Genomic DNA, 17626 nt, shown 5'->3' on the forward strand with positions numbered 1-17626 from the left:
GTGCCGCTGATCCTCGAGACCATCGTGACGACCCTCGCCGCCGACGGGTCCCTGCACCTGGTGCCGTTCGGGCTGATCCGGGAGGGCGAGGATTTCTGGGTGGCGCCGTTCCGGCCCTCGCCGACCATCGCCAACCTGGAGGCGCAGCCGTTCTTCGCCGCCGCCGTACCGGCCGACGTGCGGGTGATCGCCGGCTGCGTCACTGGCCGGCGCGACTGGCCGACCGTGCCGTGCCGCACGATTCCCGTGCCGCGGCTGGCCGAGGCCTACGGACACATGGAATTGCAGGTCGTGGAGGTGCGCGACGATCCCGTCCGCCCGCGCTTCCGCGGCCGGGTGGTGCATGCGGAGGCGCACCGGCCGTTCCTCGGCCACAACCGGGCGGTCAACGCGGTGCTGGAGGCGGCGATCCTGTCGACGCGCCTGCACATGCTGAACCCCGAGACGGTGCTGGCCGAGCTGCACCACCACCGCATCGCCGTCGAGAAGACGGCCGGGCCCGCCGAGCGCGAGGCCTGGAACTGGATCGCCGCGAAGGTCGTGGCCGCCCTGCCGCAGGCGGCCGCCGCGTCCCTCGCGGTCGATGACGCGTAAGAACGCGTGAACAGGAGAGATCCGATGAAGCGCATCATCGCGGCGGCCCTCGTCGCCGCCTTCGCGGCGGCCCCCGCTGCCCAGGCCCACGGCCCGACCCGCAAGAAGGTCGAGGAGAAGGTCACGATCAATGCCAGCCCGGACAAGGTCTGGGCCGTGGTCGGCAACTTCCAGGACATGAGCTGGCTGCCGCCGGTCGAGAAGACCGAGGGCAAGGGCGGCAACGAGGTCAAGGCCACCCGCACCCTCACGTTGAAGGGCGGTGCCACGGTCGAGGAGGAGCTCTACAAGTACTCGGCCGAGCAGAAGAGCCTGTCGTACCGGATCGACAAGGTCGACGTGAAGGTGCTGCCGGTCAACAACTACTCCTCGACGATCAAGGTCGAGCCGGCGGATGGCGGCAAGGCGTCGGAAGTGGTGTGGGACGGCGCGTTCTATCGCGGCTACATGAACAACGACCCGCCGCCCGAGCTGAGCGACGAGGCGGCGATCAAGGCGGTCAAGGAGCTGTACCGCAGCGGCCTCGACAACCTGAAGGCGAAGATCGAGAAGGGCAACTCGTGAGGCGAGCCCGGCATCTCGCCGGGCTCTGCCTGCTCGTCGGGGCCGGCGTCATGCCGGTCCCTTCCCGGGCGGCGGAGGCCTTCGTTACGGCGCAGAATTCAGACACGGTCGACGTGGTCGACCTCGACGCCCGCAAGGTGGTGGCGACGATCCCCGTGAAGGGCGCACCGGCCGGCATCGCCCTGTCTCCGGACCGACGTTCCGTCTACGTCACCGCGCCGGAGGGCAAGGCGCTCGTCGTGATCGATGCCGCCGCACGCCGGATCGCCCGCACCGTCCCGCTCGGCGGCGGCCCCCTCGGGGTCGGGGTGAACCCGGTGAGCGGCGCGGTCTACGTCGCCGACTGGTACGCCAAGCGTCTCTGGGAGGTCGATCCGAAGACCCTGTCGGTCGCGGCCGAGATCCCGGTCGGCACCTCGCCCTCGGGCATCGCGGTGACGCCGGACGGGACGTTCCTGCTGGCGGCGGACCGGGACGACGACGCGCTCTCGCTGGTCGATACCGCGACGCGGCAGCGGGTCGCGACGATTCCGGTCGGCACGCGGCCGTTCGGGGTCACGATCGACGCAGCCGGCAAGCGGGCCTATTCCGCCAATGTCGGCTCGAACGACGTCTCGGTGGTCGACATCGCGGCGCACCGGGAGATCGGTCGGGTCAAGGTCGGCGAGCGGCCCTACGCCGTGGCGCTCGCCCAGGGCCGGGCCTTCGTCACCGACCAATATGGCGGCACGGTCAGTACCTTCGATACCGCCACCTTGGCGCCGGGGCCCCGCTTCGATGTCGGCGAATACCCCGAGGGCATCCAGGCCAGCCCGGACGGCAAGACGATCTATGTGGCGAACTGGGAATCGAACACCCTCACGGTGATCGATGCCACGGCCCTGACGGTGACCGGACAGGTGAAGACCTCGGACGGGCCGCGGGCCTTCGGTCAGTTCCTGCGCTGAGACGCGGCGGGGCGACCCGTTCGCGGATCGGCACCGAGGGATAGTTCGACGCGAACGGGTTGGTCACCAGCCCGCCCTGCGCCTGCGCCGGTACGGCGAGGAGCAGCAGCGAGGCCGCGAGGCTCAGCTGCCTCACATCAGAGACCCGCGGCCTTGCGCAGGGCGGCGTTGATGCGTTCCTGCCAGCCCGGCCCGTCCTCCTGGAAGTGGTCGAGCACGTCGCGGTCGAGGCGCAAGGACACGGTCTCGCGCACGCCCGGGACGGCCGCCTTCGCGGCGGGCTTCGGCTTGCCGTCGGTCGCCTTGCCATCGGCTGCCTTGCCCTCGGGGCCTGAGCCCTCCGGCACTTTACGGGTCACGGCCCGGAACGCGGCCTCGGCGGCTTGCCGGGGGTCGCTGCCGCGGCGGGAACGGTCGAATGACATCAAGGGTCCTCCTCGGACAGCCCTACCATGGCGGCGGCGAACCCGAAAACGACGAAGGCCCGCCGGCGCACCGACGAGCCTTGAGGAGGCAGGGTCCACGTTCCAGGGTTTGCGGGTGGTCGTGCACGGTACGTTGATGATGGCCGTCTCGGCCCCGTACCGCATGTCAGCCCGCCCTGAAGCCACTATCCCTGTCGATCGACATTCGGTGGCGTTTCCTGGTCACCGGCATCGGTGTGAGTCGCATGAGGGCTGCAACCTTGAGAATTCATGGCCACCTCCTCGAGTTCGTCTCGATGAAGACTATGCTGCGCCTCCCGGCGAGAGTGGTCAAGCGGAATTCGTAGCCGACTGCTCTCGATTTTTAAGGTTGAGATGGAACCTAACGAAAGATTAATACTTCTGACGCCTGAAGCCGATTCGGCCTTTCGCTGCGGCATGAGGCAGGTAAGGGCTTGCACAAGGCCTATAACAGCGAAGGCCCGCCGGCGCACCGACGAGCCTTAAAGAGGCAGGGTCCACGTTTCAGGGTTCGCGGGTTTTGCCGCACGGTACGATGATGACGGCCGTCTCGGCCCCGTACCGTAGTTCAGCCCGCCCTGAAGCCACTATCCCTGTCGATCGACATTGGGTGGCGTTTCCTGATCGCCGGCATCGGTGTGAGTCGCATGAGGGCTGCAACCTTGAGAATTCATGGCCACCTCCTCGAGTTCGTCTCGATGAAGACTATGCTGCGCCTCCCGGCGGGAGTGGTCAAGGGGTATTCGTAGCCGGCTGCTTTCGATTTTTTAGGTCGAGACGGAACCTAACGAAAGATTAAAGTTGCCCACGCCCGAGACCGATTCGGCCTTTCTCTGCGACATGAGGTGGTCGGTGCCTGCCGCCGGGCTCGAAACGACGAAGGCCCGCCGGCGCACCGACGAGCCTTGAAGAGGCAGGGTCCACGTTTCAGGGTTCGCGGGGTGTTTCGCACGGTACGATGGTGATGGCCGTCTCGGCCCCGTACCGTATTCTAGCCCGCCCTGAAGCCACTATCCCTGTCGATAGTAGTCCGGCGGAGTTTCCTGATCACCGGCATCGGTATGTGTCGCGTGAGGGCTGCAACCTTGAGAATTCATGGCTACCTCCTCGAGTTGGTCTCGACGGGAACTATGCTGCCCCTCCGCGCGGGGATGGTCAAGAGGGATTTGTAGCCGCCTTTTTTGCACTGCCGCGCTGGAACAAAAACCTAAGGGGAGGTTTCGGGCGCGCCCGAGCCAGCGCGGTCCCGCCCGCCGCCGCGGGAGGCGCGCCGAGGATCAGGCCGAGGATCAGGCCGAGGATCAGGCAACGTGCAGGATGGCGTCCTTCATCACCCGGGCGACGACGTCGCAGTTCAGGGCGCTCGCGGCACAGTGGGTCACCTGCCGGTCGAGATGGTCGTGGTCGAGGCGGGGGTCGCAGGCACTCGCCAGGAAGTAGCCCGCATCCGTGATGCTCATCACGTAGACGTCCGAGGCCTGGCCGGTATTCCGGTTGATCAGCATGAACTGGGTGTAGGCCTGCTCGAAATCGGGACGGCCGCGCAAGGACGGCCCGCGCTCGATGAGCACGCCATAGGGCGCGAGCTGGCTGGCTGCGGCCTGCAGCACCTCGGCGGCGATGTCGCGCAGGAGAGCGACGCGTCGTGCGTCCTCGGAGGAGAGCGGCGCCTCGTCCTGGGCGGCCGGCGCCACGTAGGCCTCGCGGCGCCGGCGGTGCTCCTCGAAGAAGCTCCCGAAATCCGACAGCACCACGTCCGGGCATCGGGGAACCGCCACGGTCTCCGTCATCGCACCCTGCTCCTTGTCGTCTCCGAGGTGGTCTTTCGCAACCCGTCTCAAGCTCAACTCGCGTCCCGGCCAATCCGATCCTGGCCGACCGTGGGTGACGGTCGGGCGATTCGTGCGGCTTCCTCTCGGACAGGGGCGGGAACTGCGCGAGGCCGTCAGGGAGCCGATCCCAGGGCCGCCGCCACCAGCGCGCAGGCGGGGTGACCGGTGCCGGCGACGAGGTCCGCCGCGACGGTCTGCTGCCAGACGAGGAAGCCGCTGCCGCCGCCGAGGTTGAGGATCGCCGAGCGCCCGGCCCGGGCGCGGCCCGCCTCGACGACGACCGAGAGGCGGAAGACCTGCCGGGGCGACGGGACCGGGCCGGCGGAGCCCGGCAGCGAGCGGATCGCCGAGGGGTTGGCCCGCCGCACCAGGGCGGCGAGGTCGAATCGGCCGCCCTCGTTGTAGACCGTCAGCACCGGTCGCAGGCGGGCGGCGATGGCGGGCGTCATCGAGGGCAGGCGGTCGATCTCGTCGATGCTGGCGAAGGGGGCGTTGCGCGGCCCCCAGGGCAGGCCCCGGGCGCGGTATTGCGGCAGTTCCGCCCCGCCATTGGGCTCCGGCGCGTCGTCCGGGTCGCGGTAATCGACGATCTCGGCGCCGAGCGCCAGTGCCTCCCGGTCCGACACCCCGAGGAGCCGGAAGGCCTCCTCCATCGCCGGGCGCGGGCTGCCGTTGAGGTCGATGAGCGTGCCCTGGTCCTGGAGCGACAGGAGCGCTCTGCGCCCCGGCGCCAGCGGGCAGGCGGTCACCGTGCCGTCCTCCGGCAGGCCGGCGCTGGACTGGCGATAGGTCCGGCCCAGATCGAGCCGGTAGGCGATCAGGCGGGCGATTCCGTCCGCCTCGCCCTGGAGCCGCACCGCCTCGGCCCGGGCCTGGGCGAGGCCGGTGGCGGAGCGCACCTGGAGGATCGCCGCCGCCAGCACCGCACCGACCACGATGAAGATCGCCAGCACCGACAGGAGCACGAAGCCGGCCTCGCCCTCGTCGGAGGGGGGCTCGCCCGGGGCGCTCACGGGCCGGAATCCAGGGCGATCACGAGGGGGGGCCATCGGCGGCTGTCTGCGGGAGGAAAGGCGACCTGGATCTCGACCAGCAGCGGCGGCCGGTCCGGCCGCGACCAGGCCGGCAGCCAGAGCGGCCGGGCGCCGCGGCTGGGCGCGCCGTAATAGCGAAGCGCGAGGCCGGCGATCCGCCCGAGGATCGCCTCGCTGCGCGGCATCAGGGGTTGCCCCGGCAGCGCCTCGGCCTCGCTGCGGCTCTCCAGGAGGTCGAAGGCCCCTGGCCCGCCGGGCACGCGTGCCAGGGTCACGGCGATTTCGGTCGGGCGCTCCAGCGTCTGGTCGGGGGCGAGCACCGCGACGAGCCCGTCCGGGCCCCCGCGCAGGGTCGGCCTCTTGCCGTCGGGGCGGCTCTGCGCCAGGCTGCCGAGGGTGCGCCGCAGGTGGTCGCGGACCGACTGCACCTCCTCGGTCCCCGCCGCCCGGGCCGCCGCGGCCGCGGCCCCGCCGGCGATCCGCACGGCGTTGAGCAGGAGCACGCCGATCAGCCCGGCGAGCGCCAGGCAGACCAGGGTCTCGACCAGGGTGAACCCGGCCTGCCGCGCTTCGGCGTCGGGCGGCTCCCGGCTCATTCCTGCCTCTCCGGGATCAGCGTCGCGTAGAGCGGCACCGTCGAGGCCCCCGTCACCCGCACCTGCCAGAGCGGCGGCACCCGGCCGAGGCCGAGGGCCGGGCGCAGGTCGGTGACGGCGAGCGTCCAGGGCGTGCCGTCCGAGAAGACGCCCCGCGCCAGGCCCGGCCGCAGCGGGCCCTCGGCGAGGCGGCGCAGGACGACGCCCTCCGCCTCGTCGGCCGCGACGCGGCGTGCCTCGATCCGCCGGACGGCCGCGGCCGCGGTGCCGGCGATCTGGAACGCCATGATCGTGGCGGCGGCGGCGATCCCGAACGCCACCAGCACCTCGACGGTGGTGAAGCCCTCCTCGTCCCGCGTGCCGGCGCGCCGGACGATCCGTCGGAGCCGCGCCGCGATGGCCTCCTTCATGGCCCGTCCTCCCGGCGCACCCGGCCGGTGAGCGCGCTGACCGAGAGGATCCGGCGCGCGCTCCCTGCGGCGAGCAGGATCCGTCCGCCGGTCGAGCTGCCGTCGGGCAGGAGGTGCAACTCGCCCGGCACCGGCCGGCCGACCGGGCCGGGCTCGACCGCGACCGACAGGCCGCCGACCGGGATCGGGACCGCGCCCGGGCGGGAGCTGAGGAAGAGCCGGGCCTGCGGCTCGAAGGCGAGACGCCCGGCCCGGCCCGTCCGGATCGCCTCGGCCCGCAGGCGGCCGATCTCGGCGGCGACGGTCTCGGAGACGAGCAGGGTGCGCCGATCGAGGGCGCCGGGGCCGAGGGACTGGAACGCGACCCCGGCGGCGAGGCCCAGGATCGCCATCGTCACCAGCATCTCGACGAGGGTGAACCCCGCCTCTCCCCCGCCCCTGCCGTCGCCGCCGCGCATCAGCCGGCCGGCCCGATCGGGAGGGCGGCGTGCAGGAGCGCGGCATGGAGGCCGAGCGCCAGGAACGGGCCGAACGGCAGGGCGGTCCCGCGCGAGACCGTCCGCCCGGCGAGCGCCATGAGCCCGACCGCGGCCAGCGCCGACAGGCTGGCCGCCAGGATCAGCACCGGCAGGCCGGACAACCCGGTCCAGGCGGCGGCCGCCGCGATGAACTTCACGTCGCCGAGGCCGAGTCCGATCCGGCCGCTCGCCCGGGCGTGCAGGGCGCGCAATCCCCCGAACAGCCCGTAGGCGAGGCAGGCCTCGGTGAGGCCGAGCCCGATCCCCGTCATCCCGTCCCGCCAGCCGGCCACAGCGAGGCCGAGGACCAGGAGCGCGAGGGTGAGCGCGTCCGGGATGATGCGGCGCCGCAGGTCGATCAGGCTCGCCGGCAGGGTCAGCGGCAGCGGCAGCAGGGCGGGCAGCACCGCGCCGGCAAGGAGCACGTCGGACATCAGGCGCGCCGGGGCGGGCGCGCCCGGGGCGCCGCCGGGGTGAGGGCGAGGATCCGGTCCGCGGGGATCCGCGCCGGGGCGGCCGGGCGCGCCGGCTCCACGGCCTCGGGCGGGGGCGTCACGGGCGGCGGCATGGCGGACGCCGCCGCCGCTTCGGCGACGGGCTCGACCGAGAGTGCCGCGGGCTCGGTCGAGCGGATCGCGGGTTCGGTCAGCCGTTCCGCCGGCGCGGGCGGCGGCACCGCCGCAGGTTCCCGGGCCGGCACGGAGGCCGGCGCCGAAGCGGCCCGCATCGCCTGGCGCACCGTCCATTCGCGCAGGTGCAGCCAGTAGAAATAGGCCGCCAGCGAGGCCGCCATGACGGCGCAGAGCCACAGGGCGAGGAGCAGGCCGGCGGGCACGACGCCGTTCAGCTCGCGCATCAGCCCGAGGGCGAAGGCGGTGTACCAGGACACGCCGGAGATCGCGCCGGAGACCAGGAAGATGCCGGTGCGCACGCCCGACACGCCGTCGAGCATCGGCCGGCGGATGTCGCGCAGCACCCCCGGCAGCACCATGGCGTGGATCAGCAGGCCGTTGACGGTCAGCACCGCCACGACGGCGATCTTCGCCAGGAGCTTCGGGTTGCCGAACTTCTCCGGCGATTCCACCGCGTAGACGGCGAGGAAGCCGAGCCCCGAGAGCCAGAGCAGGCCGAGGCCGACCGTGACGACCTTGCTGACGAACAGGAAGATGCGGGCGATCTCGCCCGGCAGGCTGCCCCAGCGCATCCAGCGCAGGATCCAGAAATCCAGCATCGTCGCGCCGCCGAGGCCGAAGGACAGCCCGATGAGGTGAACGGCGACGAGCAGCGTCAGCACGCGGATCGGCGGGAACGGTGCCGGCAGCGGGACGCTCAGCGGCTCTGCGGCGAGCGCGTTGCCGCCGAGGACGAGGAGGCCCGCGAGCGAGAGCCCGGCAATCCCCGACCCCGCGATCGCCGCCCCCGCGAGTCCCTGGCCGCGCCGGCGGCGGCCACCGGCGCGGGCCGCGTGGTCGGCTGAGCGGTTCATGCGTCTCCCCTGCCCTTCCCGTGGACCGAAAGGCTCTCGCCCCGAACGGCATGCCCCAAGGCCTCGCCTCACGCGGGCCGATCCTGGCCGGAATTGGATAACAAAGTCCGACTCCCGCGGCGGTCCGCCGCTCCGTCAGGACCGGCAGTGAGGGCTTCTTTACGAAGAGACGGCACCTTGCTGGGCGATTGTCCGTCTGCCCCGAGGCCGCACGATGCTCATCACAACCATGCCGGATCGCGGCGAGACGCGAGTGATACGAAATCCGGAAGATCACTTCCGGATTTCGTATCACGTGCCCGCGGCGGTGAAGCTTCGCTTCACACGCCGGAGCGAAGCCGATTTCCGCATCGCGAAGCGATCAGCCGGAAATCGTATGACTCCCTCCGAAGACCGGAGCGGGGGGCAGGCCGGCTTCTCCCTGGTCGAGCTCCTGGTCGTCCTGGCGATCATCGGCATGATCGCCACCATGGTGACGCCGCAGGTGCTCGGGTATCTCGGCCGCGCCAAGGGCGAGACGGCACGCATCCAGGTCAAGAACATCGCCCAGGCGGTCGAGCTCTACTATCTCGACCTCGGCGCCTATCCGACGTCGCAGCAGGGCCTGCAGGCCCTGGTGCAGCCGACCGGCGCGGGCTGGCGCGGCCCCTACGTGCGCGACGCCCGCGGCCTGACCGATCCCTGGGGCCACGCCTATCTCTACCGCTCGCCCGGAATGGCCGGCACCCCGTTCGAGGTCTACAGCCTGGGGGCCGACGGCAAGGCCGGCGGGACCGGCGACCAGGCCGACGTGGCGAGCAACTGATACGGGATCCGGAAGATCAATTCCGGATCCCGTATCATCAGCCCGCGCGGCGCCTGAGCGAAGCCGCTTTCCGCATCGCGAAGCGATCAATCGGAAAGCGTATGATACGGCGTCCGGACGATGCGGGCCCGCCCCCGTCGTCCGAAGCGCGTGCCATGTCTCCGGTTATGTATCCGGGTGACATTCCATGACCGTCCGGCAATCGATCGCGCGGCGTCGGCAGTCGGTCGCGCCGCCGGTGCGGTCTAGACCGGTCGTTTCCGCGGTCGATCCGGCCGGTTCGGTCCGGCGTTCATTGCCGACGTCATGCCGATCGGCCGGCCGGGCGTGGAATCGCTCCGGCCTGCTGCACGTGCAGGCTGCATATCCGGTCCGCGGACATGGCCGTAACCCGGTCTCCGCCCCGTCCTCAACCCCCCATTAACCATAGCTCTCCTAACGTTCGCTCCATCGACGAGCGGGTGATGGGGACGGCGGGGTGATGATCAAGGGTGCGCCTGTCCTCGCCCTGGCGCTCGCCTGCGGCTGGCCGCTGACCGCGAGCGCCGCCGAGCCCCTCGGGCCGTCCGATCCGCGGGACACCGGCGCCCTGGTGATGCGCGGCGACGACCGCCTGATCGGCGGCGAGGCCCCGGCCCGGGAGCCGATCGCGGGCGGACCGGTCAGCCTCAACCTCGTCGAGGTGCCGCTGCCGGTGGCCGCCAAGGCGGTCTTCGCCGACACGCTCGGCTGGGGCTACAGCCTGGACGAGCGCGCCTCCGGCACCATCACGCTCCAGACCGGCGGGCCGGTGAGCCGCGAGGCCCTGCTGCGGATGGTCGAGACCGCGCTCGCGAGCCGCGGCCTGTCCCTGCGCCGCCACGGCCGCAGCGTCCAGATCGTGCCCGCGGGCGGCGCGACCACCGAGGTCCGGCCGGTCCAGGGCGTCGGGGCCGAATCGGGGGCGGTCGCGGTGCCCCTGCGCTGGATCTCGGCCGCCGAGATGCAGGCGATCTTAAGCTCGGTGGCGCCGCGCGAGGTGGTGCTGCGGGCCGACCGGGCGCGCAACCTGCTGATCCTCTCCGGCGACGCCAACCAGATCCGGGTGCTGCGCCAGACCATCGCGGTGTTCGACGTCGACTGGATGCGCGGCATGTCGACCGCGATGGTGCCGTTGCGCAGCGCCAACCCGGTGGCGCTCGCCCGCGACCTGACCCAGATCTTCGGCGGCGAGACCGCCGGCACCGGCGACGTGATCCGCTTCATCCCCAACGAGGCGCTGAACGCGATCCTGGTGGTCAGTTCCCGCGCCGCCTATCTCGACCGCGCCCGGGCGCTGCTCGAACAGCTCGAGACCCTGGCCGCCGACCGCGAGCGCCAGCTCTTCGTCTACCGGATCCAGAACCGCTCCGCCAAGGAACTCGCCGCCGTGCTCCAGGGCGTGGTGATGTCGGAGATGGGCGGCGCCTACGGCATGTCCGGCATGGGCGGATATGGCGGCGGCATGAGCGGCGGCATGAGTGGCAGCTACGGGGGAGCGTCCGGCGGCTACGCCGCCATGGGCGGCGGCCTCGGCGGAATGGGCGGTTCCGGAGGTTTGGGCGCTGGGAGTTTGGGCGCCGGCGGCATGGGATCCGGCGGCATGGGATCCGGCGGCATGGGATCCGGCGGCATGGGATCCGGCGGCATGGGATCCGGCGGCATGGGCGCCGGGGTCCCGGGCAGCGGCGGGGGGCCGGGAGGCGGTTCGCCCTCGACCTCGGGCTGGGCCTCGGGCGGATCCGCCGGCGAGGCCGGGGCCGGCGGGGCGGGCCTCGGCGGCATGTCCGGCGGGCTCGGTGCCGGCGGAGGGGGCCTGTTCGGCGGTGGCTCCAGTGGCGGCGCCTATGGCGGGGGCGGCTATGGTGGCGGCTACGGCGGGGGCTTCGACACGACCTTCGCGGGCGGCGGCGCCGGGATGCGGCGCGACGCCATCGGCATCGTGGCGGACGACGCCAACAACAGCCTGGTGATCTCGGCGACGCGCAACCAGTACGACAAGATCCTGCGCATCCTCGGCCGCCTCGACGCGATGCCGACCCAGGTCCTGCTCGAGACGGTCATCGCCGAGGTGACACTCAACGACAGCCTGGCCTTCGGCGTGCAGTGGTTCCTCAAGAACCGCGGCGACCGCTTCAACCTCGCGAGCACCGACACCGACAAGGCGGCGGTGACGAACGGCACCGCGGGCCTGATCACCGCGGCGATGCGCGGGGTGCCGGGCTTCAACTACCTGCTCGCCGGGACCGACTTCAACGTGGTGCTCAACGCGCTCCAGGGCGTGACCCGGGTCAACGTGATCTCGTCGCCCAACATCACGGTGCTCGACAACCGCACCGCCAAGCTCCAGGTCGGCGACCAGGTGCCGATCATCAAGCAGACCGGCCAGAGCGCCCTCGTCGCCGGGGCGCCGATCCTCAACCAGATCGAGATGAAGGATACCGGCGTGATCCTGTCGGTCACGCCGCGGGTGAACAAGAACGGCCTCGTCGTGCTCGACATCAACCAGGAGGTCAGCGACGTGGTCCCGACCACGACCTCGACGATCGACTCGCCGACGATCCGCCAGCGCCGGGTCGCCACCAGCGTCGCGGTGCGGGACGGGCACAGCCTCGCCATCGGCGGCATGGTGCAGGAGAAGGCGCAGATCACCAACGAGAACCTGCCGGTCCTGAGCGACCTGCCGGTGATCGGCCCGGCCTTCCGCAATCGGGTCGACCAGCGGGTCCGGACCGAGCTCCTGGTCTTCATCCGCCCCCGGGTGATCCGCGGCACCGCCGAGGCCGACCGCATCGCCGAGGATTTCCGCCAGCAGTTCCGCACGATGATGCCGGTGCGCCCGGTCCTGCCGCCCCCGCCCCTGCCGGCGGCGCATCAGGGCCCGGAGGGAATCTTGCGGCGGATGCTGGATTGAGGGGGATGGTCTCGGTAGGGTCCGGGATCGAGAGAGACGCTCTCCTTTGACCTGCGACGGCCCCGAGCGTTAAGTCTCGAACAGACTATTTCGTGGTCGACGCTCCCCGCTGCGCAGGGTTGTTCGAGGACGATCCTCTTCGAAAATCAGGCGTGTGCCCCCCAGCCCTCACCGCCGCAAGGATGGCCCCGCCTCCGTCACCGGCTTCGCGCCCACGGGCCGCAGGGTCGTCGGGGTGCCCAGGAAGGTCGCGACATAGCGGCGCTCGCCTTGGACCAGGGTGACCTCGTCGCGCCCGACCGCGATGACCCGCCAGTCGCCCCGTCCCTCGCCGCGGGCGAGCCAGGCCTGGCTGCCGCTGCCGTCGTCGATCAGCACCCGGGCGACCGCGCCGTCGAGCAGGATGCCGCGCACCGTCAGGACCGGCCGCGGCGGATCGCCGAAGAGGATGTCGCGCGGGCCCCGGGCGGTCCAGGGACGCCGACCGGGATCGAAGAGCGGGCGCTGCAACGCGGTCTCGTCCGTCGGCGGCATCGCGGCCACCGCGCGGCGCGGCAGGGGCGCGGGCCCGCCATCGATCGGCCAGGCAAACGCCCCGAGCATCACGATGGCGGCGAGCCCGCAGGCGATGCGGGGTCCGCGCCCGGTCGCCGCCAGGGTCGCCCGCAGATGGGGGACGGTCCGTCTCACGGCGCGCTCCGTCACGGCGTGGTCTTGCTCACGGGATTGCTTTGGCGGCCGGGGCGGGCGGCAGCACGCCGCGGGCCGTGAGGGTCAGGCGCAGCACGGTCGCCCGCCCGATCTCGGGATCGGCCGGGCGCTCGACGCTGATCTCGGCCTCTTCCAGCACGACCAGCGGGATTCCGGTCTCGAGGGCGTCGAGCAGGCCGTGCAGGCCCTCCGCGGTGCCGCGTAAGGAGGCCGAGAGGCGCGGCAGCGTCGGTCGGCTCAGGTCCGGCTGGATCCCGGCCCCGTCGAATGCGACGCTCCGCTCCGCCGCCAGCGCGGTGAGGCGGGACTGGAAGGCGGCGACGAGGCCGGCCTCGTCCGCAGCGCTCAAGGGCGCCGGCGCCGGGGGCGCGAGAGCGGCGGCCTGCGCCCGGGCCAGCCGGTCGCGGGCCATGGCGATGTCGTCCTGCGCCGCCAGCGCGTCGAGCACCGGCCCCGTCCCGAGGGCGGCGGCCAGCCCGAGACCGGCGAGGCCGAGGAGCAGCGGCCGCCCGGCGGCGGGCAGGACCGCCCTCACGGCCGGGCTCCCGCGACGCGGCGCGGCAGCGCGACGACGAGGTGCTGGCCGCCCTCGACGGGGGAGGATTGGCGCAGCTCCGGCGCGCCGAAACCCGGCAGGCGCGCCAAAGCCGCGAGGACCGCCGGCCCGTCGGGCGCCAGCAGGGTCAGCTCCATCCCCTCGCGGGTGAGGCGCAAGGACTGCGCCGAGGCCGTGTCCGGCAGGGCGGCCGCGACCGCATCCCAGATCCGCGCGAGCGGAAGGCCGCGCTCGGCCAGGATCGCGGCGGCGCCGGCCTGGACCGCGGGCGGAAGGCCGGAGGACGCCGCCCGGCGGGCGGTCGCGAAGGCGTCGTCGAGGGCGGCGAGCGTCGCCGCCTGGTGCTGGCGCAGGCCCAGGAAGGCGCCGAGGAGAAAGAGGCCGGTCGCCGCCACGAGAGCGAGGTTGCCGCTGCTGCGCAAGAGGCCCGGCAGGGCGTGGTGCCCGCTCGACAGGAGGTCGACCGGCATCGTCCGGTCCTCCGCCGGGCCGACCGCCACGACGCTCGCCGTCAGACCCGCCCCCGCCAAAGCCGCCAGCACGGGGCCGAGGCGGGCGCGCTTGAGCACCACGTGGCGCACCCGCAGGGTGCGGGTTTCCAGGTCTTCGCCCTCGATGTACCAGTCGCTGAAGACCTGATCGGCGCGGAACGGGGTCGCGGCCTCCAGTTCCTGCGCCAGCACCGCGCGCATCCGCGGCAGGGCGGCGCTCGGCAGGTCGAGGGTGCGGATGAAGCAGGCGGCGGGATCGACGACGACCTTCGCCCGACCCTCCGGCCGGCCGCCCCGGATGGCGGCGATCTGCTCAGGCAGGTCGTCGGCCTGGAGGTCGAGGCGGTAGGTCCGGTCGGGCCCGTCGCGCCGGTCGACGACCGTCAGGCCGGCCTCGTGCGGCGCCCCGAGCCGGAGCGTCAGCACGGCCGGCTCGCGGTCGGTGCGGGCCTCGGTCAGGCCGAGGAGATGGGAGGCGGCATCGACGCCCTGGCGCCACGAGGCTTCGAGCGACGAGAGGAGGCCCTTGGACGAGAGCAGGCCTGGAGACGAGGCGGATGGCGCACGCAAGACGGGTCGGCTCCGGCGCCCGCGCAGTCGTCGGGGGGCGTCGCGGACCGGTCTAACGCAGCGATATTTCCGTCCGCTTAAGGACGCCGCGCGAGAATGGCCCCGGCGGGGCGGCGCCGGATCCACTTCTCTCGTGTCTTCTCTGGGGCAGGACGATGCTGAGCATCTGGGCGGGCAAGACCCGGCCGCGGCGGGCGCGGGCCGACCGGCGCGACGCGGCCCGCAGCCGCACCGCGGACCTGCGCGCCTTCGTCGACCGGCTCGCCGAGAGCGAGGTGCTGGACGAAGCCGGCCACGAGCGGGCGCTCGCCGCCCTCGACGGGCCCGGGCGACGCCCCTTGCCCCTGCTGCTCACCGAACTCGGCCTCGTCCACGAGGCGACGCTCGTCACCGCCCTCTCGGAGGCGACCGGCCTGCCGATCCTGCGCCAGGAGGATCTGCCGGGCGAGCCGGTTCTGGCCGACCTGCTCTCGCCCGATTACTGCGCCCGCGCCCGGGTGCTGCCGCTCGCCGCCGAGCCCGACCGCCTCGTCGTCGCCCTCGTCGATCCGTTCGAGCCCGAGACCGGGCAGGCGCTGGAGCACCTCGTCGACCGGCGGGTGGCCTTCCGCCTCGTCGGCCCGGGCAGCTTCGAGCGGGCCCACCGCGCCGTCTACGGCGACGTCGCCGAGGAGGGCGAGGCGGGGAGCGACGACGACCTCGCGCGGCTCGCCGACGTGGCGAGCCAGGCGCCGATCGTCCGGCTCGCCGCCCGGCTGGTGCGCAAGGCCTTCGAACTGTCCGCCTCCGACATCCACCTGGAGGCGGAGGAAGCCGACATGCGGGTGCGCTACCGCGTGGACGGCGTGCTGGTCGAATCCGAGCGGCTGCCGAAATCGGTCCAGCTCGCGCTCACCACCCGCATCAAGATCCAGGCCGGCCTCAACATCGCCGAGCGGCGCCTGCCCCAGGACGGGCGCATGCAGGCCCCCGATCGCGGCCAGGAGGTCGACATCCGCGTCTCGACCCTGCCGACGGCGCACGGCGAGAGCGTGGTCCTGCGCGTCCTCGACGGCTCGCGCCGGGTCGAGGATTTCTCCGCGCTCGGCTTCGACGCGGCGGCGATCCAGGAGATCGCCGCGATGACGAGCCGGCCGAACGGTCTCGTCCTCGTCACCGGCCCGACCGGCTCGGGCAAGACCACGACGCTCTACGCGGCGCTCCGCCGGATCAACGGCCCCCACCTCAAGGTCGTCACCGTCGAGGACCCGGTCGAGTACCGGATGGCGGGAGTGAACCAGGTCCAGGCCCATCCGGGCATCGGCCTCGACTTCGCGGCGGCGCTCCGCTCGATCCTGCGCCAGGACCCGGACGTGGTGATGGTCGGCGAGATTCGCGACGGCGAGACCGCCCGCATCGCCGTGCAGGCGGCGCTGACCGGCCACCTCGTCATCTCGACGCTCCACACCAACTCCGCCCCCGCCACGGTGACCCGGCTGATGGACATGGGCATCGAGCCCTACCTCATCGCCGCGACCCTCAACGGCGTGGTGGCGCAACGCCTGGTGCGCCGGCTCTGCGGGGCCTGCGCCGAGGCCATTCCGGCGAGCCCGCAGGAGCGCCTGCGCCTCGGCGTCCCGGCCGACGCCCCCTTGAGCCTCAAGCGCGCCCGCGGCTGCCCGGCCTGCAACGGCACCGGCTATCGCGGCCGCATGGTCGCCTCGGAGATCATGACCCTCGACGGCGAGTTGCGCGGGCTCATCGCCACTCGCGCCGACGAGCAGACCCTGACCGACCGGGCCCGCAAAGCCGGCATGACGACGCTCGCCGACAGCGCCCGGGCGCGGGTGCTCGACGGCGACACCACCCTCGACGAGGTCGGGCGGGTGCTGGAAGGAACGCTGTAGATGCCGCGCTTTGCCTACAAGGCCTATGCCGCGGACGGGCGCTCCCGTGCCGGCCGGATCGAGGCCGAAACCCGCCAGCGCGCTGTGGCCCTGCTCCGCGCCGACGGGCTCCAGGTCTACGAGATCGCCCAGGCGGCGGCCGGCCCGGCGCCGTTCTGGCGCCGCGACCTCTTCGGGCGCGACCGCGTCAACGACGCCGCCCGCGTCGCGTTCCTGCGCGAGTTCGGCACCCTGGTCGGCGCCGGGCTCACGGTCGACAAGGCCTTGCGCCTCGTCGAGCGCCAGGCCGGGCCGGCGTTGAAGCCCGTCCTCTCCGACCTCCTGGAACGGGTCGTGGCCGGCGCCTCCCTGTCGCGGGCGATGGCGGCCCATCCGCAGGCCTTCCCGCGCGACATGGTCGACATCGTGCGTGCCGGCGAGGCCACCGGTACCCTCGTCGACGTGGTCGGCTCGCTCACCGCGTCGATCGAGCGCCGCGACGCGGTCAAGCGCCACCTGATCTCGGCGATGATCTACCCGGCGCTCCTCGTCGCGATGGCGATCGGCACCGTGGCGATGATCGTCGGCGTGCTGGTGCCGGCCTTGGCCCCGCTCTTCGAGGGCAGCGGCCAGGCGCCGCCCTTCGCGATCCGCGCCGCCGCCTGGCTCGGCGAGACGCTCTCGACGACCTGGCCGTTCCTCCTCGGCGGCCTCGCGCTCCTGATCCTGGGGCTTGCCCGGGCGTGGCGGATGCCCGGCTTCGCGGCGTCCCGCGCGCAACTGGCGCTCCGCCTGCCGCTGGTGCGCGAGATCGTGGTCGGCATCGAGTGCGGCCGGTTCTGCCGGGTGCTCGGCACCCTGCTGACTGCCGAGGTGCCGATCCCCGATGCGGTGGCGGCGACGCGGCCGCTCGCCGGCAACCGGGTCTTCCGCCATGCCCTCGACGAGGCCGGACGGCGGCTGGCGGAAGGCGGCAGCCTCGCTTCCGGTCTGTCCTCGCTCAAGCCCTATGCCGCCTCGACCCTGAATCTCATCGCGAGCGGCGAGCAGGTGAACCGCCTCGGCAGCGTGCTGATCCACGCCGCCGAGATGCACGAGACCGAGACCCGCCAGCGCATCGACCGGCTGCTCGCCCTGCTCACCCCCCTGGTGACCGTGGCGATCGGCGGGCTGATCGGCGGGCTGATCATCTCGGTGATGGGGGCGATCCTGAGCGTGGGGCAATTGACGCAGTAGGGCGGTGGATCGAAGCCGGGCCCCCGGGCGTTG

General features: G+C 72.5%; 18 protein-coding genes. 7 read left to right on the forward strand and 11 right to left on the reverse strand.

Going from position 1 to position 17626, the window contains the following annotated elements:
* From HBB12_RS08735 to HBB12_RS08745, 3 genes are read left to right on the forward strand one after another with little or no spacing between them, the layout of a single operon-like run.
* A complete protein-coding gene (locus HBB12_RS08735; RefSeq protein WP_236988984.1) occupies window positions 1-594 on the forward strand; it encodes a DUF447 domain-containing protein in 594 nt (197 codons plus the stop codon).
* Window positions 595-618: 24 nt separating this feature from the next.
* Window positions 619-1158, forward strand: coding sequence for an SRPBCC family protein (locus HBB12_RS08740; RefSeq protein ID WP_236988985.1), 540 nt, complete (start codon window positions 619-621; stop codon window positions 1156-1158).
* Between the two features lie 50 nt (window positions 1159-1208).
* A complete protein-coding gene (locus tag HBB12_RS08745; RefSeq protein WP_236992706.1) occupies window positions 1209-2105 on the forward strand; it encodes a beta-propeller fold lactonase family protein in 897 nt (298 codons plus the stop codon).
* 137 nt (window positions 2106-2242) lie between these two features.
* On the opposite strand, the gene HBB12_RS08750 is transcribed toward HBB12_RS08745, so the two are convergent.
* From HBB12_RS08750 to HBB12_RS08785, 8 genes are all read right to left on the reverse strand, one after another.
* On the reverse strand, window positions 2243-2530 hold the full coding sequence (locus HBB12_RS08750; protein ID WP_236988986.1) for a BrnA antitoxin family protein: 288 nt from the start codon (window positions 2528-2530) through the stop codon (window positions 2243-2245).
* A gap of 1322 nt (window positions 2531-3852) precedes the next feature.
* A complete protein-coding gene (locus tag HBB12_RS08755) occupies window positions 3853-4341 on the reverse strand; it encodes a hypothetical protein (RefSeq protein ID WP_236988987.1) in 489 nt (162 codons plus the stop codon).
* A 155-nt stretch (window positions 4342-4496) separates the two neighbouring features.
* Entirely contained in the window at window positions 4497-5396 is a 900-nt protein-coding gene (locus HBB12_RS08760) for a type II secretion system minor pseudopilin (protein ID WP_236988988.1), read from the reverse strand.
* Complete coding sequence (locus tag HBB12_RS08765; RefSeq protein WP_236988989.1) at window positions 5393-6013, reverse strand: prepilin-type N-terminal cleavage/methylation domain-containing protein; 621 nt, start codon at window positions 6011-6013, stop codon at window positions 5393-5395. The genes HBB12_RS08760 and HBB12_RS08765 overlap by 4 nt, the downstream gene beginning before the upstream one ends.
* Window positions 6010-6423 carry a type II secretion system protein gene (locus HBB12_RS08770; protein ID WP_236988990.1) on the reverse strand — a complete coding sequence of 138 codons (414 nt, stop codon included), beginning with the start codon at window positions 6421-6423 and terminating at the stop codon, window positions 6010-6012. Before HBB12_RS08770 ends, HBB12_RS08765 begins: the two co-directional genes overlap by 4 nt.
* Window positions 6420-6881 carry a pilus assembly FimT family protein gene (locus tag HBB12_RS08775; RefSeq protein WP_236988991.1) on the reverse strand — a complete coding sequence of 154 codons (462 nt, stop codon included), beginning with the start codon at window positions 6879-6881 and terminating at the stop codon, window positions 6420-6422. Before HBB12_RS08775 ends, HBB12_RS08770 begins: the two co-directional genes overlap by 4 nt.
* Window positions 6881-7375: a prepilin peptidase gene (locus HBB12_RS08780; protein ID WP_236988992.1), complete on the reverse strand. Its 495-nt coding sequence runs from the start codon at window positions 7373-7375 to the stop codon at window positions 6881-6883. Before HBB12_RS08780 ends, HBB12_RS08775 begins: the two co-directional genes overlap by 1 nt.
* Entirely contained in the window at window positions 7375-8427 is a 1053-nt protein-coding gene (locus HBB12_RS08785) for a hypothetical protein (protein ID WP_236988993.1), read from the reverse strand. The genes HBB12_RS08780 and HBB12_RS08785 overlap by 1 nt, the downstream gene beginning before the upstream one ends.
* A 376-nt stretch (window positions 8428-8803) precedes the next feature.
* Here HBB12_RS08785 and gspG point away from each other — a divergent pair, with 376 nt between their 5' ends.
* Both gspG and gspD read left to right on the forward strand, forming a co-directional pair.
* Complete coding sequence (gene gspG, locus HBB12_RS08790; RefSeq protein WP_236988994.1) at window positions 8804-9232, forward strand: type II secretion system major pseudopilin GspG; 429 nt, start codon at window positions 8804-8806, stop codon at window positions 9230-9232.
* A 481-nt stretch (window positions 9233-9713) separates the two neighbouring features.
* Window positions 9714-12164 (forward strand): type II secretion system secretin GspD, encoded by a 2451-nt coding sequence (gspD, locus tag HBB12_RS08795; RefSeq protein ID WP_236988995.1) that lies wholly within the window; start codon window positions 9714-9716, stop codon window positions 12162-12164.
* A gap of 168 nt (window positions 12165-12332) precedes the next feature.
* Here gspD and HBB12_RS08800 read toward each other — a convergent pair whose 3' ends face one another.
* Genes HBB12_RS08800 through HBB12_RS08810 form a run of 3 tightly spaced genes read right to left on the reverse strand, consistent with a single transcriptional unit; the run spans window position 12333 to window position 14492 of the window.
* A complete protein-coding gene (locus HBB12_RS08800; protein WP_236988996.1) occupies window positions 12333-12854 on the reverse strand; it encodes a hypothetical protein in 522 nt (173 codons plus the stop codon).
* 28 nt (window positions 12855-12882) lie between these two features.
* Complete coding sequence (locus HBB12_RS08805) at window positions 12883-13410, reverse strand: GspMb/PilO family protein (RefSeq protein WP_236988997.1); 528 nt, start codon at window positions 13408-13410, stop codon at window positions 12883-12885.
* Window positions 13407-14492, reverse strand: coding sequence for a hypothetical protein (locus HBB12_RS08810; protein WP_236988998.1), 1086 nt, complete (start codon window positions 14490-14492; stop codon window positions 13407-13409). The genes HBB12_RS08805 and HBB12_RS08810 overlap by 4 nt, the downstream gene beginning before the upstream one ends.
* A 155-nt stretch (window positions 14493-14647) precedes the next feature.
* On the opposite strand from HBB12_RS08810, the gene HBB12_RS08815 reads away from it, so the two are divergent.
* Both HBB12_RS08815 and HBB12_RS08820 read left to right on the forward strand, forming a co-directional pair.
* Complete coding sequence (locus HBB12_RS08815; RefSeq protein WP_236988999.1) at window positions 14648-16378, forward strand: GspE/PulE family protein; 1731 nt, start codon at window positions 14648-14650, stop codon at window positions 16376-16378.
* The gene (locus tag HBB12_RS08820; protein WP_236989000.1) at window positions 16379-17593 is read left to right on the forward strand and encodes a type II secretion system F family protein; all 1215 of its coding nucleotides are present in this window, start codon (window positions 16379-16381) and stop codon (window positions 17591-17593) included.
* Window positions 17594-17626 lie beyond the last annotated feature (33 nt).

Origin of the sequence: Methylobacterium sp. SyP6R (genome assembly GCF_019216885.1) — a bacterium.
GTDB lineage: Bacteria > Pseudomonadota > Alphaproteobacteria > Rhizobiales > Beijerinckiaceae > Methylobacterium.

Coding starts and splice junctions, on each gene's coding strand:
- gspD (WP_236988995.1), top strand. CDS start 9,714: ATGATCAAGGGTGCGCCTGTCCTCGCCCTGGCGCTCGCCTGCGGCTGG.
- gspG (WP_236988994.1), top strand. CDS start 8,804: ATGACTCCCTCCGAAGACCGGAGCGGGGGGCAGGCCGGCTTCTCCCTG.
- HBB12_RS08785 (WP_236988993.1), bottom strand. CDS start 8,427: ATGAACCGCTCAGCCGACCACGCGGCCCGCGCCGGTGGCCGCCGCCGG.
- HBB12_RS08820 (WP_236989000.1), top strand. CDS start 16,379: ATGCCGCGCTTTGCCTACAAGGCCTATGCCGCGGACGGGCGCTCCCGT.
- HBB12_RS08780 (WP_236988992.1), bottom strand. CDS start 7,375: ATGTCCGACGTGCTCCTTGCCGGCGCGGTGCTGCCCGCCCTGCTGCCG.
- HBB12_RS08755 (WP_236988987.1), bottom strand. CDS start 4,341: ATGACGGAGACCGTGGCGGTTCCCCGATGCCCGGACGTGGTGCTGTCG.
- HBB12_RS08770 (WP_236988990.1), bottom strand. CDS start 6,423: ATGAAGGAGGCCATCGCGGCGCGGCTCCGACGGATCGTCCGGCGCGCC.
- HBB12_RS08750 (WP_236988986.1), bottom strand. CDS start 2,530: ATGTCATTCGACCGTTCCCGCCGCGGCAGCGACCCCCGGCAAGCCGCC.
- HBB12_RS08765 (WP_236988989.1), bottom strand. CDS start 6,013: ATGAGCCGGGAGCCGCCCGACGCCGAAGCGCGGCAGGCCGGGTTCACC.
- HBB12_RS08815 (WP_236988999.1), top strand. CDS start 14,648: ATGCTGAGCATCTGGGCGGGCAAGACCCGGCCGCGGCGGGCGCGGGCC.
- HBB12_RS08745 (WP_236992706.1), top strand. CDS start 1,209: ATGCCGGTCCCTTCCCGGGCGGCGGAGGCCTTCGTTACGGCGCAGAAT.
- HBB12_RS08740 (WP_236988985.1), top strand. CDS start 619: ATGAAGCGCATCATCGCGGCGGCCCTCGTCGCCGCCTTCGCGGCGGCC.
- HBB12_RS08775 (WP_236988991.1), bottom strand. CDS start 6,881: ATGCGCGGCGGCGACGGCAGGGGCGGGGGAGAGGCGGGGTTCACCCTC.